The following is a 15,389-nucleotide window of genomic DNA, read 5'->3' as shown; positions in this document are numbered from 1 at the left end:
ACCCGCGAAGAGGCCGGCACAAGCTTCGGATCAACCGCGGTGGCGGCCGCGGAAGTAGTTGATCAGGCCTTGGGTAGAGCCATCTTCGGCACTGTCTTCCAGGCTGCCGACCAAGCGCTGGTAAACGCCCTTGCCCAGTTCCTTGCCCAGCTCGACGCCCCACTGGTCGAAGGCGTTGATACCCCAGATAACGCTCTGTACGAACACCTTGTGCTCGTACATCGCCACCAACGCGCCCAGGCGGCGCGGGCTGATGCGCTCGACCACCAACGTGTTGCTCGGGCGGTTACCCGGGATCACCTTGTGCGGGGCCAGCTTTTCGATGTCTGCTTCGTTGAGGCCTTTAGCGCGCAATTCGGCTTCGGCTTCCTCGCGGGTTTTGCCCAGCATCAGCGCCTGGCTCTGCGACAGGCAGTTGGCGTACAGCCACTGGTGGTGGTCGGCCACCGGGTTGAAGCTCACCACCGGCACGATGAAATCGGCCGGAATCAACTGGGTGCCCTGGTGCAGCAACTGGTGGTAGGCATGCTGGCCGTTGCAGCCCACGCCGCCCCAGATCACCGGCCCGGTGTCGGTCTTCACCGGGGTACCGTCTTGCAGCACGCTCTTGCCGTTGGATTCCATGTCCAGCTGCTGCAGGTGCTTGGTGATGTTGCGCAGGTAGTGGTCGTACGGCAGGATCGCGTGGCTGTTCGCGTCCCAGAAGTTGCCATACCACACGCCCAGCAGGGCCAGTAGCACCGGCATGTTCTTGTCGAACGGTGCGGTCTGGAAGTGCTGGTCCATGGTGTAGGCACCGGACAGCAGTTCCTTGAAGTTGGCAGTGCCGATGGCCAGGGCGATTGGCAGGCCGATCGCCGACCACAGCGAGTAGCGCCCACCTACCCAGTCCCACATCGGGAAGATGTTTTCTTCGCGGATACCGAACGCTACAGCAGCGGCCTTGTTGCTGGATACGGCAATGAAATGGCGGTACAGCTCGGCTTCCGAGCCGCCTTGGGCCAGGTACCAGGTCCGCGCGGCCATGGCGTTTTTCAGTGTCTCGAGGGTGTTGAACGACTTCGACGAGACGATGAACAGGGTGGTTTCGGCGCGCAGGTTGGCCGACAGCTCGTGGAACTCGCTGCCGTCGATATTGGCCAGGTAGTGGCAGCGCACGCCGCGCTGGGCGTAGGGTAGCAGCGCTTCGGAAACCAGCTCGGGGCCGAGGAACGAACCGCCAATGCCAATGTTGACCACGTCGGTGATCGGCTTTTCGCTGTAGCCGCGCCACAGGCCATCGTGAATGCGACCAACCAGTTCGGTAATCTGGTTGAGCACCTTGTGCACTTCCGGCATGACGTTCACGCCGTTGACACTGAGTTTGTCACCTACAGGCCGGCGCAAGGCGGTGTGCAGCACCGGGCGGCCTTCGGAGGCATTGATGATCTCACCACCGAACATCGACTTGATGGCGTCCTGCAGGCCCACTTCATTGGCCAGGTTGACCAGCAGATCGCGGCTTTGCTCGGTGATCAGGTTTTTCGAGTAGTCGAGGAACAGGCCGCAAGCGCTGAGGGAAAACTGGTCGAAGCGCTTGGCATCGGCGGCGAAGGCTTCGCGCATGCTGAAGCTTTGCATGGCGTCGCGGTGTTTCTGAAGCGCCTGCCAGGCGGGCAGGGCCGTCACATCGTGGGGTGTACGGTAATACGCCATTGCGCGGGGTTCCCTTGGTGCGTGGTGAGGGCTTGGACACGGCAGTCGATGCCGGGTTCAGGCTGGCACCATTATAGGCAAAGGCCACGTGCTGGGAATGGGTATGGCAGGGGGATTTTGGTGGGGCATTGCAAGCAAGCCCGCCCCTACAGATAAACGCGCAGGAGCGGGCTTGCCCGCGAATGGGCTGCAAGGCAGCCCAAGACCGTTATGCGGTCTTCTCTTCCAAATGCAGGTAGAGATTGTCGATCAACCGTGTGTTACCCAGGTAAGCCGCCGCAATCACCACCAGGTCTCGATCATCGATCACTGCCGGGCGCAAACTTACGGCATGGCGTACTTCCAGGTAATCCGGACGGAAACCCGCTGCGCTCAGTTGCGCCTGGCCTTCAGCGACCAGCGCGGCAAAATCCCGCTGGCCACGGCCGATGCCCGCTGCAATGTGCTGCAGTGTGCGGTACAGCGCTGGCGCAGCAGTACGCTGCTCTGGCGTGAGGTAGCCATTGCGCGACGACAGCGCCAAGCCATCTTCGGCACGCACGGTGGGTTCGCCGATGATCTGGATCGGCATGTTCAGGTCGCGCACCATGGCGCGGATCACCGCCAACTGCTGATAATCCTTCTCGCCGAACACGGCAAGGTCTGGCTGGACCATGTTGAACAGCTTGTTCACCACGGTGGCCACACCCTCGAAATGCCCAGGCCGGCTGGCGCCGCACAGGCCTTCGGAAAGCTGGGGCACGCTGACGCGGGTTTGCACGCTCATGCCGTCGGGGTACATCTCTTCCACCGTGGGCGCGAACAGCAGGTTGCAGCCGGCCTGCACCAGGCGCTCCTGGTCGGCTGCCAGGGTGCGTGGGTATTTGTCGAGGTCTTCGTTGGCGCCGAACTGCAGCGGGTTGACGAAGATACTGGCGACCACGAAATCGGCGCGCTGGGCAGCCTTGGCCACCAAGGCCGCATGGCCGCTGTGCAGGTTGCCCATGGTCGGCACGAAACCGATGCGTTTGCCCTCACCGCGCGCGCGGGCCACTGCCGCGCGCAGTTCGCGGACGGTCTTGACTGTATTCATGCACTGAACCCGTGTTCGCTGCCTGGGAAACTGACTTGCTTGACCGCCTCGACGTAAGCGACGAGGGCGCTATGGATATCCGGCTGGCCCTGCATGAAGTTCTTCACGAACTTCGGTACCCGGCCGCTCAGCGACAGGCCGAGCATGTCGTGCAGTACCAGTACCTGGCCATCGGTGGCGCTGCCGGCGCCAATGCCGATTACCGGGATGCCAACGGCATTGGTGATTTCCGCCGCCAGTTCGCTGGGTACGCACTCGAGCAGCAGCATGGCCGCACCGGCCTGTTCCAGGGCAATGGCGTCGGCGCGCATCTGCCGGGCCTGGGCCTCCTGGCGGCCCTGCACTTTGTAGCCGCCCAACACGTTGACGGTTTGCGGGGTCAGGCCCATGTGCGCGCACACCGGCACACCACGTTCGGCCAGCAAGCGGATGGTTTCGGCCAGCCAGGCTGCGCCTTCGATCTTGACCATGTGGGCGCCGGCCTGCATCAGTGTGGCGCTGTTGGCAAAGGCCTGCTCGGGGGTGGCGTGGGCCATGAACGGCAGGTCGGTGAGGATCAGCGCGCCGTCGTTGCCGCGTTTGACGCTGGCGGTGTGGTAGGCCATCTCCGCCGTGGTGACCGGCAAGGTGCTGTCGTGGCCCTGCAGGACCATCCCCAGCGAGTCGCCCACCAGCAACACTTCAACGCCGGCCTGGCTGGCGGCCTTGGCGAAGGTCGCGTCGTAGCAGGTCAGCATGGTGATTTTTTCACCCTTGGCCTTGAGGCCGTTAAGGGTGGTAAGGGTTACTTCAGGCATGTAGGAAATTCCTCGTTCAGGCGCTGTAAAAAACGACTGCATTCAACGCGTGTAGTCATCTTCCGGAGCGGCACATCATCGCGCGTGATGTTCGGGCACAGGTCCGTCCGGGCCTAAATACGGGTATGCGGCACTTTGGTGCCACACGGGACGCCTATAGTCGTGAGCGAGGTGTGGGAAGTCAATCACCCTGTTACCGCATTGTTACGATCAGGGTGTTACTGGCGTTACCGAGGTGGCGATGCAGGCTGGAACGCCCGGTCTACAGGCGTTCCAGGCCGACGAACGGGCATTCGTCGAGCAGTTGCGCGAGGGCGCGGCCATCGGCCAGGCGGAAATCCCCCGGTACCAGTTCGGCCAACGGATACAGCACGAACGGGCGGGCATGCATGTGGTAATGCGGCACTTTCAGGCGTGGCTGGTCGAGTACCTGGTCACCGAACAGCAGGATGTCCAGGTCCAGCGTGCGTGGGCCCCAGCGCTCTTTGCGCACGCGGCCCTGGTCGTTTTCGATGGCCTGCAGCGCATCGAGCAGTGCCAGTGGTGCCAAGGCGGTGTCCAGGGCGGCGACAGCATTGGTGTAGCGCGGTTGGCCGGGCAGCAGCGAATCGCTGGTGTACAGGGCCGAGGCGGCTACCAGGCGCGTGGCTTCGACCTGGTCCAGCGCCTGAAAGGCGCTACGCAGCTGCTCGGCAGGTGCGTCCAGGTTGCTGCCCAGACCTACGTAGGCGCGAATGGTCACTCGAACGCCTCGTCGCCACTGCGCTTGCGTTTGCTGCTGCTGCGCTTGCGCTTGCGCGGGCCGGCGCTTTCATCACGGCTGCCAAGCTCGCGGATCATCTCGCGGCGCTCGCTGTCGTTTGCGTCCTGGTAATCGGTCCACCACTGGCCCAGGTCGTCGGTTTCTTCCCCGGCGCTTTCACGCAGCAGCAGGAAGTCGTAACCGGCGCGGAAACGCGGGTTGTCCAGCAGCATGTCGGCGCGCTTGCCGCTGCGGCGCGGCAGGCGCTCCTGCATGTCCCAGATCTCGCGGATCGGCAGGGTAAAACGCTTGGGGATGGCAATGCGCGCGCACTGCTCGGCGATCAGGTCGTGGGCCGCACCGTTCATGGCCGGGATCGGCGGCACGCCCTGGTTCTGCAGGTGCAGCACACGGGCCGGCAGGGCTGGCCAGAGCAAAGCAGCAAACAGGAAGGCTGGCGTCACCGGCTTGCCCTGCTTCACGCGCAGGTCGGTGTTGTTCAATGCCTGGCTGATCAGCGTGTGGGTGTAGGTCGGCCGCTCGTCCAGCGCGTGGGCACTGGCCGGGAACAGCGGTTCGAACAACTCCAGGTCAACCAGCATTTCGAAGGCGATGGCACCTTGGCCGCTGAGGAACAGCTTGAGGCATTCCTCGAACAGGCGCGCGGGTGGAATCTCGCGCAGCATCGGGGCCAGGCCGCGAATCGGCAGGTAAGTGTGCTTTTCGATGCCAAAGTCGAGCTTGGCGGCAAAGCGCACCGCGCGCAGCATGCGCACCGGGTCTTCCTGGTAGCGGTGGGTCGGGTCTCCGATCAGCCGCAGCAGGCGATTGCGCACGTCGTGCACACCGTTGGCGTAATCGAGAATGCGCTCGCTGACCGGATCGTAGTACAGGGCGTTGATGGTGAAGTCGCGGCGTTGCGCGTCCTCTTCCAGGGTGCCGTACACGTTGTCTCGCAGAATGCGGCCACTGGCGTTATGCGACGAACGGTGGGCATCGCCCTGGTCGTCCTCGGAGTGGTGGGCGCGGAAGGTGGCGACTTCAATGATCTCACGGCCGAAATGCACATGGACCAATTTGAAGCGACGACCAATGATGCGGGCGTTGCGGAACTCGGCACGGACCTGTTCGGGGGTGGCGCTGGTGGCGACGTCGAAGTCCTTGGGCGTGATGCCCAGCATCAGGTCGCGGACACAGCCACCGACCAGGTAAGCCTGGTAGCCGGCGCTTTGCAGCCGCTCCACGATGTTCACCGCATGACGGCTGAACTGGTGGCGCTGCAGCGAGTGCTGGCTCTTGTTGATCACCTCGGGCGTGGTGCGCCTGTGGTGCGGGCCCGGTACGGGCGGGCGGAAAGACTGGAACAGCTTCTTCAGCATGGGATGCACTGTGTGAAGGAATGTTCGGCCAAGAATAGGAGAATGGCCGCATGATGGGCGGGGATTCTAGCATTTACTCGGGGAATGGTGTAGGCGGGTAGCAGGATGCCTGCCAGAAGGGTAGAAACGACAAGGGGAGCCTAAGCTCCCCAAGAAGTCGTTGCGTGCTCTTATTGTTTTTTTGCTGGGCTTCTTGTTTTTGTTGAGTGCCCTGCCCACAAATCTCGAAACTTGTGGACGACCCCCAAACCGGGGGTAAAGAGCAAACGGATTGCTTTGGCCGCTGATGACACGTTGATCTGTCGATCCAACCAGTTCAGGCGCTGCTTTTAGTGCAGTTTTTGTTGTTCTCTGCCTGGTTGTGGGGCAAGCCCCAAACACGCATCCTCTCCAAAAGAATCAGTTAGCTGCGCCTCCGCCATCTTGTTTTTATTGTGCGTGAGCCGTTTCGTCTTGTTCTTATTCTGAGTTGCAGTGCTTGTTATTGTTCTTGTACCAAACATATAGCAGGTGCCGTGCCAACTTTTCAAAACTCAATAAAATCAAGGGGTTGAGCGGGTTCTGCAGTTTTTGGCAGGTCGAAAATGTCGCAATTTCGTTACCGTACGCCTCGGGGACTGTTACGGCGGAAAGCTTGGGTAACAGATTTTTACGGGAGGTGAGGTGTTACCTGGGGGGCGCGCCGTGACACGTTCAGCGCCTGTGAGACCGAGCGCCGCCCGCGCGGCGCTTCGCGGCTAAAGCCGCTCCTACATTTGTTCGGGCCAATTTTTTCTGTGGGATTTGCGCGCGAGCGCCTTGGCGCATGGCTCGAGATTGCGTCGTACAACAAGGCGGTCGCGCGCGTGTGGCGCAGGAGGGACTGGCCCGAAACAAATGTAGGAGCGGCTTTAGCCGCGAAGCGCCGCGCGGGCGGCGCTCGATCTCACCGACGCCGCATAGGCTGCGGCGTGCGGTGCGCAGGTGGGTTATTCGCTGGTAGCGTTGCTCTTGCGCCGTGGGATGCCCAGGCGCTGACGGCGTTCCCACAGGCACTTGCGGCTGACGCCGAGCTTGCGTGCCAGTTCGGTCTCGGTCATGTGGTCCTGGTGTTCAAGCACGAAGTGCTGGAAGTAGTCTTCCAGCGACAGGTCTTCGGTCGGCTCGTGGCTGGCATTGCCCGCGTTGGCCACCACCAGGGCATTGTCGAGGATGTCATCCTCTTCCAGGTCGCTCAGCTCGATGTCGATGCCCAGCAGCTCGGCGGAAATTTCTGCGCTCTCGCTGAGAATCACCGCGCGCTCCACGGCGTTTTCCAGTTCACGCACGTTACCGGGCCAGCTGTAGTGACGAATGGCTTGCTCGGCCTCGGCCGAGAAGTGCAGGTCGTCGCGGCCGATGCGAGCGCTCTGGCGGGCGAGGAAGACGTTGGCGATCTCGTTGACGTCGCTGCCACGCTCGCGCAGAGCCGGCAGCTTCAGGGCGATGACGTGCAGTCGGTAATACAAGTCTTCACGGAACTGGCCGGCCTTGGCCAGGTTTTTCAGGTCGCGGTGGGTCGCGGCGATCAGGCGCACATCGACCTTTTGCGACTGCACCGAACCTACCCGGCGTATCTCGCCTTCCTGCAGCACACGCAGCAGGCGAGCCTGGGCTTCGAGCGGCAGTTCGCCAATTTCATCGAGGAACAGCGTACCGCCATCGGCGGCCTCCACCAAGCCGGCGCGCCCGGCGCTGGCGCCGGTGAACGCGCCTTTTTCGTGGCCGAACAGTTCGGATTCGATCAGCGTTTCGGGGATGGCCGCGCAGTTCACCGAGATCATCGGTGCCTTGGCCCGGCGAGACAGGTTGTGCAGGGCGCGGGCCACCAGCTCTTTACCGGTGCCCGACTCGCCCTGGATCAGCACATTGGAGTCGGTAGGCGCGACCTTGCGGATCTTGCTGTACATGTCCTGCATGGGCTGGCACGAGCCGATGATGCCGATCTCGCCATTGGCCGTTGCCGCGCTGCCTTTGTCGGGCGCTGTAGCCTTGCCATTGCTGGCGCGTGGCTCGGCAGGCGGTGCAGCAGCGGGGGCGTTCTGCCGGTCACGCAGAATACGCGCTACTGCCTGCAGCATCTCGTCGTGGTCGAAGGGCTTGGCGATGTAGTCCACCGCGCCCATTTTCATCGAGTCCACCGCTGAGCGCAGGCTGGCGTAACTGGTCATGATCAGCACCGGGGTGCCCTGGCCGAGCTTGATCAGCTCGGTGCCGGGCGCGCCTGGCAGGCGCAGGTCGCTGACAATGAGGTCGAAAGTGGCAATGCTGAAGCGTTCCTGGGCTTCCTGCACCGAGCCGGCCTCGCTGACCTGGTACTGGTTCCGCTCAAGCAGGCGACGCAGGGCCGAGCGGATGATGGTTTCGTCTTCGACGATCAGAATGTGCGGCATTGATTCAATTCTCTCGACGGTCTCGAATTTCAGGGGACGTCGCTACGACATGCCGGGGCAGGGTCACGCGGATCCGGGTGCCACGTTGCCGTTCGATATCGGCCGGGCTGTCGATGGTGATTTGCCCATAATGCTCTTCCACGATGGAATAGACCAGAGCGAGCCCCAGTCCGGTTCCTTCGCCCGGGTCCTTGGTGGTGAAGAAGGGTTCGAACAGGCGGTCCATGATGTTCTTCGGAATCCCGCTGCCTTCGTCTTCGACGATCAGGTCGACGGTGTGCTCGTTAACCTCGCTGCGCACGCGCACGGCGCTGCCGGGCGGCGAGGCATCGCGGGCGTTGGAGAGCAGGTTGATCAGCACCTGGGCCAGGCGCTGCGGGTCACCTTCGGCCCAATGGTCCGGGTCGCAAAGGTTGAAGAACTGTACTTCGAAATTGCGCCGGTTCAACGCCAGCAGACCGATGGCATCTTGTGCCACTTCAGCCAGGCACACGGGCTCCTCGCTGTTCTGGTGGCTGCCGCCGGCATGGGCGAAGCTCATCAGCGACTGGACGATGCGCGATACGCGCTTGGTCTGGTCAAGGATCTGGCTGGACAACTCGATGATTTCGCCATCGTCTTCGCGTTCCTCGCGCAGGTTTTGCGCCAGGCAGGCGATGCCGGTGATCGGGTTGCCGATCTCGTGGGCCACGCCGGCGGCCAGGCGGCCGATGCTGGCCAGGCGCTCGGAGTGCACCAGCTTGTCTTCCAGTGCCTGGGTTTCGGTAAGGTCTTCCACCAGCAGTACCAGCCCGCTGTTACCGGGGGCCAGTGGCTCGTCGATGGCTGCCTTGTGCAGGTTCAGCCAGCGCGGCTGGCCGTCCAGCGCCAGGCGCTGCTTGTGCAGGTGCTCGTCGGGCACGTTGATGAAGCCTTGCAGCAGGCCGCGCCAAGGCTCGTCGATGGTGACCAGGCGCGAGCCGACCACATGCTTGGCGGCGATGCCGGTGAGCTCTTCCATGGCCTTGTTCCACATCAGGATTTCCTGGTCCTTGGCCAGTGAGCAGACGCCCATGGGCAATTCCTGCAGGGTCTGGCGATGGTAGCGGCGCAAGGCATCGAGTTCGGCGGCCAGCCCGGTCAGGCGCGAGTGGTAGTCTTCCAGGCGGCTTTCGATGAAGTGGATGTCTTCGGTCACGTAGTTTTCGTTACCGGACTTGTACGGCAGGAAAGTCTCGACCATGTCCTGGGCCACGCTCGGCCCCATCAGGCCGGACAGGTTGGCTTCGATGCGGTCGCGCAGGCGGCGCAGGGCATAGGGGCGGCGTTCGTCGAACGGCAGGTAGAGGTCGCGCAGCGCTTGCTCGACTTCCTTTTGCGCGGCCTTGGCGCCCAGCGGCTTGGCCAGCTGGGTGGCGAATTCCTGCGGCGAGGCGGCGTGCAGCTCGCGGCGCTGTGGGCGGCGCACGTTATCCACGGCACAGGCTTCTGCCGCGCTGACTTCTTCGGTGCTGGCGTTGGTGAACAGTGAGATCAGGGTGAACAGCAGCACGTTGGCCGCCAGCGAGGCGATGGCTGCCATGTGCCAGCTGGTATCGTCCAGCACATAGATCATGTCCAGCAGCGGGATGTAGAAGCCCTGCAAGTTGCCGAGAAGCGGCAGCAGCATGGTCACCATCCACACCAGGGTGCCGGCCAGCAGCCCGGCGATGAAACCGCGGCGGTTGGCGGTCGGCCAGTAGAGTACCGACAGCACCCCGGGCAGGAACTGCAAGGTGGCGACGAAGGCGACGATGCCCAGGTTGGCCAGGCTCTGGTGGTAGTTCTGGCTCAGGTAGAACATGAAGCCGGCGGTGATGATGGCGACGATCAGTGCACGGCGGGTCCACTTCAGCCAACGGTAGATGTTGCCCTCGGCCGGCGGCTGGTAAAGCGGCAGCACCAGGTGGTTCAGGGCCATGCCCGACAGCGCCAGGGTGGTGACGATGATCAGGCCGCTGGCTGCCGACAGGCCGCCAATGTAGGCCAGCAGTGCCAATGCCTGGTTGTTGGCGGCGATGCCCAGGCCCAGGGTGAAGTACTCGGGGTTGGTGCTGGCGCCCAGGCGCAGGCCGGCCCACAGCACCAGCGGCACGGCAAGACTCATCAGCAGCAGGAACAGCGGCAGGCCCCAGCTGGCGCTGACCAGCGAGCGCGGGTTGAGGTTTTCGGTAAAGGCCATGTGGTACATGTGCGGCATGACGATGGCCGAGGCGAAGAACACCAGCAGCAGGGTGCGCCATGGGCCTTCCTGCAGTGGGGTGTGCAGGGCGGCGAGGGCGGTCTGGTTCTGCAGCAGCCAGACTTCCAGCTCGTGCGGGCCGCCGAATACGCCATACAAGGCATACAGGCCGATACCGCCCAGGGCCAGCAGCTTGATCACCGACTCGAAGGCGATGGCGAATACCAACCCCTCATGTTTCTCGCGCGTGGCGATGTGCCGCGAGCCGAAGAAGATGGTGAACAGAATGATCAGCGTGCAAAAGGCAAAGGCCACCCGGGCCTTGACCGGTTCACCGGTAAGGATGCTGATCGAATCGGCCACCGCCTGGATCTGCAAGGCCAGCAATGGCAGCACGCCAATCAGCATGATGATGGTGGTCAAGGCCCCGGCCCAGGTACTGCGGAAGCGGAAGGCCAGCAGGTCGGCCAGCGATGACAGCTGATAGGTGCGGGTGATCTTGAGGATCGGGTAGAGCAGCACCGGCGCTAGCAGGAATGCGCCAGACACCCCCAGGTAACAGGCAAGGAAACCGTAGCCGTACTGGTAGGCCAGGCCAACCGAGCCATAGAAGGCCCAGGCACTGGCGTAAACGCCCAGCGACAGGGTGTAGGTAAGTGGGTGGCGAATGATCGAACGCGGGATCAGCCCGCGCTCGCTGATCCAGGCCACGCCGAAAAGCACCATGAGGTACCCGGCGCTGATCAGGATCATCTGGGTCAGGCTAAAGCTCATCGGCATCTCGTTGGCTCTGCAGGATGAAGGTGACGACGATCAGGATCAGCCAGAGCAGGTAGGGGCGGTACCAGGCTCCGGTCGGTTCGATCCACCAGTCCATGATGGCCGGGGAGAACAGGTAGATCCCCACGACCAGAAGCAGGACCAAACGATAGATGTACATGCTGGCCTCGATGGTTGGGCGCTACGGGCTTGAACTTATTATTGGCGCAAATGGCAGGGGGGATGCTAGCGGGAATCCACAGCGTTCGCCAAGGGTTTGAATTTACTGGGCTTTTGTTTTTGAGAGGTGGAATGAATGTGCCGGCCTCTTCGCGGGTGAACCCGCTCCTACAGGTAAAGCGTTGCCTCTAGGTTTATTGAGGACCCTGTGGGAGCGGGCGCGCCCGCGAAGAGACCGGTAAAGTTTCAGCGCAGATCAGCCTCTGGCACGGTGGTCCGCTGCGCGATCGCTTCCGGCCGCCATTGCCTGCGCGCGACTGCCAGCACCTCTGCCGGCGTCGCCAACAGCAGTTCCGGGTCTGTCTCCTGCCCCAGCGCCCGCAATGCCCGCAGCAGCAGAGGGGTAGCATGCTCCGCCTGCAGTGGCGGCGAACGGTAAGACTTGCCCAGCTTGTGCCCATCCGGCTGCACGATCAGCGGAATATGCAGGTAACGCGGCTGTGAGAAGCCCAGCAGTTCCTGCAGGTACAGCTGGCGCGGGGTGTTGTCGAGCAGGTCGGCACCACGCACGATGTCGGTAACACCCTGCCAGGCATCGTCCAGCACCACGGCCAGCTGGTAGGCGTACAGCCCGTCACGACGCTGGATGACGAAGTCGCCCACCTCACGCCCCAGGTGTTGCTGGTACTCACCCTGCACTCGGTCGGTAAAGCGGTAGATCAGCTCCGGCACCCGCAAGCGGATGGCTGCCCCTTCACGGGCATGCCCGGCGTTGCGGCAAAAGCCTGGGTAGATGCCGTTGTAGCTTTCCAGCTGCTTGCGCGAGCAGGTGCATGCGTACGCCAGGCCCATGTTGAACAGGCGGTCTACCACGGCAGCATAGGCATCGTGGCGCTGGCTCTGGAATACCACCTCGCCATCCCAGTGCAGGCCGTAACGTTCCAGCGTCTGAAGGATGGCATCGCGGGCGCCGGGCATCTCCCGGGGCGGGTCGGTGTCTTCCATTCGCAGCAGCCAGCGGCCGTTGACGGCGCGGGCATCGAGCCAGGAGGCGAGGGCGGCGACCAGCGAGCCGAAGTGCAGGAAGCCGCTGGGGGTGGGGGCGAAGCGCCCGATGTAGCTGGAGTCGGTCATGGTCAGGCTGGGCATATAAATGAAACGGGGCGCATGATGCGCCCCGTTCAGGTGGAAGAAAGATCAGCCTTTGCCGACCGTTTTTTCCTTTTTCTCGGCAATTTCCTTGCAGTCGAAGCACAGGTCGGCGGTAGGGCGGGCTTCCAGGCGGCGCAGGCCGATCTCGATGCCGCACGACTCGCACCAGCCGTACTCTTCGTCCTGAATCTTCTGCAGGGTTTTATCGATTTTCTTGATCAACTTGCGCTCGCGGTCGCGGTTGCGCAGTTCGAGGGCGAATTCCTCTTCCTGGGATGCGCGGTCTGCGGGATCTGCAAAGTTGGCTGCTTCTTCTTTCATATGGTCAACGGTCTTGTCGACGCCGACCATCAGCTCTTGCTTCCAGCCAGTGAGGATCTTGGTGAAGTGCTTGCGCATGGGCTCACCCATGTACTCCTCACCCTTGGTCTCCTGATAGGGTGCAACCCCATAAAGATTCTGGTTGGCTTTTTGCTTTTCTAGGGTGGACATGAATAGACCGCCTCTCACTCATCTGATCCAATGCGCAGGATGCTCCATCTCCGGCGACCGCCGGCCCTGCGACTGCGAGCCGCCGAACTTACCAGATAGATCGGGGGTGCGCTACCCCGCCCGATCCTGCTAGTTGACACCGGCCTGAGCGGTACGTTCGGTGGTGTGCAGAGGTAGAATCTCCAGTTTAGACCCAATTGAGAGAAGGTCATGGCCCAACCCTACAGTGCGCGCAGCCGCGCCATCGAACCTTTCCACGTCATGGCGCTGCTGGCCCGGGCCAACGAGCTGCAGGCGGCCGGGCACGACGTGATCCACCTGGAAATCGGCGAGCCGGACTTCACCACGGCCGCACCCATCGTCGCGGCTGGCCAGGCCGCGCTGGCCGCCGGGCACACTCGCTACACCGCCGCACGCGGTCTGCCGGCCCTGCGTGAGGCAATTGCCGGTTTTTATGGGCAGCGCTATGGCCTGAACATCGACCCGGAACGCATCCTTATTACCCCAGGTGGCTCCGGCGCGCTGCTGCTGGCCAGCAGCCTGCTGGTGGACCCGGGCAAGCATTGGCTGCTGGCCGATCCGGGTTACCCGTGCAATCGCCACTTCCTGCGCCTGGTCGAGGGCGGGGCCCAATTGGTGCCGGTGGGCCCGGATGTGAACTATCAGCTGACTGCCGATCTGGTTGAGCGCTACTGGGACAAGGACACCGTCGGAGCCCTGGTCGCTTCGCCGGCCAACCCGACCGGTACCGTGCTGGGGCGCGAGGCGTTGGCCTGCCTGGCCAGAACCACCCACGAGCGGCATGGCCATCTGGTGGTGGACGAGATCTACCACGGCCTCACCTATGGCATGGACGCGCCGAGCGTGCTGGAAGTCGACGACTCGGCATTCGTCCTGAATAGTTTTTCCAAGTATTTCGGCATGACCGGTTGGCGCCTTGGCTGGCTGGTGGCCCCGCCCGGCGCGGTCGCCGACCTGGAGAAACTGGCGCAGAACCTGTACATCAGTGCGCCGAGCATGGCGCAGCATGCCGCGCTGGCCTGTTTCCAGCCCGAGGCGCTGGCCATTTTCGAGGAGCGCCGCGCCGAATTCGCCCGCCGTCGCGACTACCTGCTGCCCGCCCTGCGTGAACTGGGCTTCCGCATTGCCGTCGAGCCGCAAGGTGCGTTCTACCTGTATGCCGATATCAGCGCTTTTGGCGGGGACGCGTTCGCATTCTGCCGGCACTTCCTGGAAACCCAGCACGTGGCGTTCACGCCGGGCCTGGACTTCGGTCGCCACCTGGCCGGGCACCATGTGCGCTTCGCTTACACCCAGAGCCTGCCGCGCCTGGAAGAAGCGGTGCAGCGTATTGCCCGTGGCCTGCAGAGCTGGCAAGGCTGATGCGTTTCTCTCCTTCACTCGAGCAGGGGCGCCTGTTGCGTCGCTACAAGCGCTTTCTGGCCGATATCGAACTGGCCAGCGGCGAGCAGATGACTATCCACTGCCCGAATACCGGCTCCATGCTCAACTGCATGCGTGAAGGTGGGCAGGTGTGGTTCAGCCGCTCCAACGACCCCAAGCGCAAGCTGCCAGGGACCTGGGAAATCAGCGAAACCCCCCAGGGGCGGTTGGCCTGCGTGAATACCGGGCGGGCCAATGCGTTGGTCGAAGAGGCCCTGCGCGCCGGCACAATCACTGAACTGGCCGGTTTCACTGCACTCAAGCGCGAAGTGGCCTATGGCGAGGAAGGCAGCCGTATCGACTTTCGCCTGGAATTCGAGGGTGCCCCGGCCTATGTCGAGGTCAAGAGTGTGACGCTGGGCTACCCCGACACTGCAGTTGCGGCCTTCCCTGATGCGGTGACTCAACGCGGTGCGAAACACCTGCGTGAGCTGGCAAAGCTGGCCCGGCAGGGCGTGCGGGCCGTGCAGCTGTATTGCGTGAACCTGACCGGTATCGACGCTGTGCGCCCGGCTGAAGAAATCGATACGGCCTACGCCCAAGCGCTGCGCGCTGCCGTAGCGGACGGGGTGGAGGTGCTGGCCTATGGCACTCGGCTGGACGCCGAGGGTATCGTCATCGATCGCCGCTTGCCGGTGCTGCTTACCCCTTGAACCAGATGCCCTGGCTGTCTTCGTGGCAGCCCAGGGGCTGCAGCTGCTCACCCTCACAGGGGCCTGCCACGCATTCGCCGCTTTCTATCAGGAACAGGGCTCCGTGATGGGCGCAGTGGATGAGGCTGGCGCTGTCATCCAGAAACGCGTCCTCTGCCCAGTTCAGCGGGATGTCCCGGTGCGGGCAGCGGTTGCGGTACAGGTACACCTGGCCTTGGCGACGCACGCCGAACAGTTCGAGGCCGTCTACGCTGAAGGCGCGGCTTTGGCCCTCGGCCAGGCTGAGGGATGTACAAAGGAAGTGCATGGCAAGGATGGCTCGTGAGACACGTGATGGCTTGACGCTCCAATGCGAATAATTATCAAATTGATCGTATTCGCTGCGCCCGGCTGCCTATGGTGCGCAGTTCCGCC

Annotated in this window: 13 protein-coding genes; 2 read left to right on the top strand and 11 right to left on the bottom strand. The window is 63.0% G+C overall.

All coding sequences use genetic code 11. The annotated features are described in order from the left end of the window. Positions 1 to 30: 30 nt before the first annotated feature. The 10 genes from pgi to dksA all read right to left on the bottom strand — a co-directional run bounded on the left by pgi (position 31) and on the right by dksA (position 12,879). Complete coding sequence (gene pgi / locus N5D53_RS12760; RefSeq protein WP_104887043.1) at positions 31 to 1,695, bottom strand: glucose-6-phosphate isomerase; 1,665 nt, start codon at positions 1,693 to 1,695, stop codon at positions 31 to 33. A gap of 208 nt (positions 1,696 to 1,903) precedes the next feature. Continuing rightward, positions 1,904 to 2,767, bottom strand: a complete 864-nt coding sequence (gene panC, locus N5D53_RS12755; protein WP_104962583.1) for a pantoate--beta-alanine ligase — start codon at positions 2,765 to 2,767, stop codon at positions 1,904 to 1,906. Further along, the gene (gene panB, locus N5D53_RS12750; RefSeq protein ID WP_003249992.1) at positions 2,764 to 3,564 is read right to left on the bottom strand and encodes a 3-methyl-2-oxobutanoate hydroxymethyltransferase; all 801 of its coding nucleotides are present in this window, start codon (positions 3,562 to 3,564) and stop codon (positions 2,764 to 2,766) included. Before panB ends, panC begins: the two co-directional genes overlap by 4 nt. A 262-nt stretch (positions 3,565 to 3,826) precedes the next feature. Beyond that, the gene (gene folK, locus N5D53_RS12745; RefSeq protein ID WP_104887044.1) at positions 3,827 to 4,306 is read right to left on the bottom strand and encodes a 2-amino-4-hydroxy-6-hydroxymethyldihydropteridine diphosphokinase; all 480 of its coding nucleotides are present in this window, start codon (positions 4,304 to 4,306) and stop codon (positions 3,827 to 3,829) included. Then, positions 4,303 to 5,685, bottom strand: a complete 1,383-nt coding sequence (locus N5D53_RS12740; RefSeq protein ID WP_020191715.1) for a polynucleotide adenylyltransferase PcnB — start codon at positions 5,683 to 5,685, stop codon at positions 4,303 to 4,305. The genes folK and N5D53_RS12740 overlap by 4 nt, the downstream gene beginning before the upstream one ends. 968 nt (positions 5,686 to 6,653) lie before the next feature. Beyond that, positions 6,654 to 8,096, bottom strand: coding sequence for a sigma-54 dependent transcriptional regulator (locus N5D53_RS12735; RefSeq protein WP_003249998.1), 1,443 nt, complete (start codon positions 8,094 to 8,096; stop codon positions 6,654 to 6,656). A gap of 4 nt (positions 8,097 to 8,100) precedes the next feature. Next, positions 8,101 to 11,076 (bottom strand): sensor histidine kinase, encoded by a 2,976-nt coding sequence (locus N5D53_RS12730; protein WP_010955345.1) that lies wholly within the window; start codon positions 11,074 to 11,076, stop codon positions 8,101 to 8,103. Further along, the gene (locus tag N5D53_RS12725; protein WP_003250005.1) at positions 11,060 to 11,236 is read right to left on the bottom strand and encodes a hypothetical protein; all 177 of its coding nucleotides are present in this window, start codon (positions 11,234 to 11,236) and stop codon (positions 11,060 to 11,062) included. The genes N5D53_RS12730 and N5D53_RS12725 overlap by 17 nt, the downstream gene beginning before the upstream one ends. Positions 11,237 to 11,481: 245 nt before the next feature. After that, a complete protein-coding gene (gene gluQRS / locus N5D53_RS12720; protein ID WP_266024993.1) occupies positions 11,482 to 12,369 on the bottom strand; it encodes a tRNA glutamyl-Q(34) synthetase GluQRS in 888 nt (295 codons plus the stop codon). Between the two features lie 63 nt (positions 12,370 to 12,432). Then, a complete protein-coding gene (dksA, locus tag N5D53_RS12715; RefSeq protein WP_003250009.1) occupies positions 12,433 to 12,879 on the bottom strand; it encodes an RNA polymerase-binding protein DksA in 447 nt (148 codons plus the stop codon). A 210-nt stretch (positions 12,880 to 13,089) separates the two neighbouring features. On the opposite strand from dksA, the gene N5D53_RS12710 reads away from it, so the two are divergent. After that, positions 13,090 to 14,262, top strand: coding sequence for a pyridoxal phosphate-dependent aminotransferase (locus N5D53_RS12710; RefSeq protein WP_010955343.1), 1,173 nt, complete (start codon positions 13,090 to 13,092; stop codon positions 14,260 to 14,262). Next, a complete protein-coding gene (gene sfsA, locus N5D53_RS12705) occupies positions 14,262 to 14,975 on the top strand; it encodes a DNA/RNA nuclease SfsA (RefSeq protein WP_004575787.1) in 714 nt (237 codons plus the stop codon). The genes N5D53_RS12710 and sfsA overlap by 1 nt, the downstream gene beginning before the upstream one ends. Here sfsA and N5D53_RS12700 read toward each other — a convergent pair. Then, entirely contained in the window at positions 14,965 to 15,282 is a 318-nt protein-coding gene (locus N5D53_RS12700; RefSeq protein ID WP_190869975.1) for a Rieske (2Fe-2S) protein, read from the bottom strand. The two genes, sfsA and N5D53_RS12700, sit on opposite strands and share 11 nt — an antisense overlap. Positions 15,283 to 15,389: the final 107 nt, after the last annotated feature.

Origin of the sequence: Pseudomonas sp. GD03862 (assembly GCF_029840855.1) — a bacterium.
GTDB lineage: Bacteria > Pseudomonadota > Gammaproteobacteria > Pseudomonadales > Pseudomonadaceae > Aquipseudomonas > Aquipseudomonas alloputida.
Note: the sequence above shows the minus strand (reverse complement) of the source record. Positions and strands in the feature narration are given on the sequence as shown.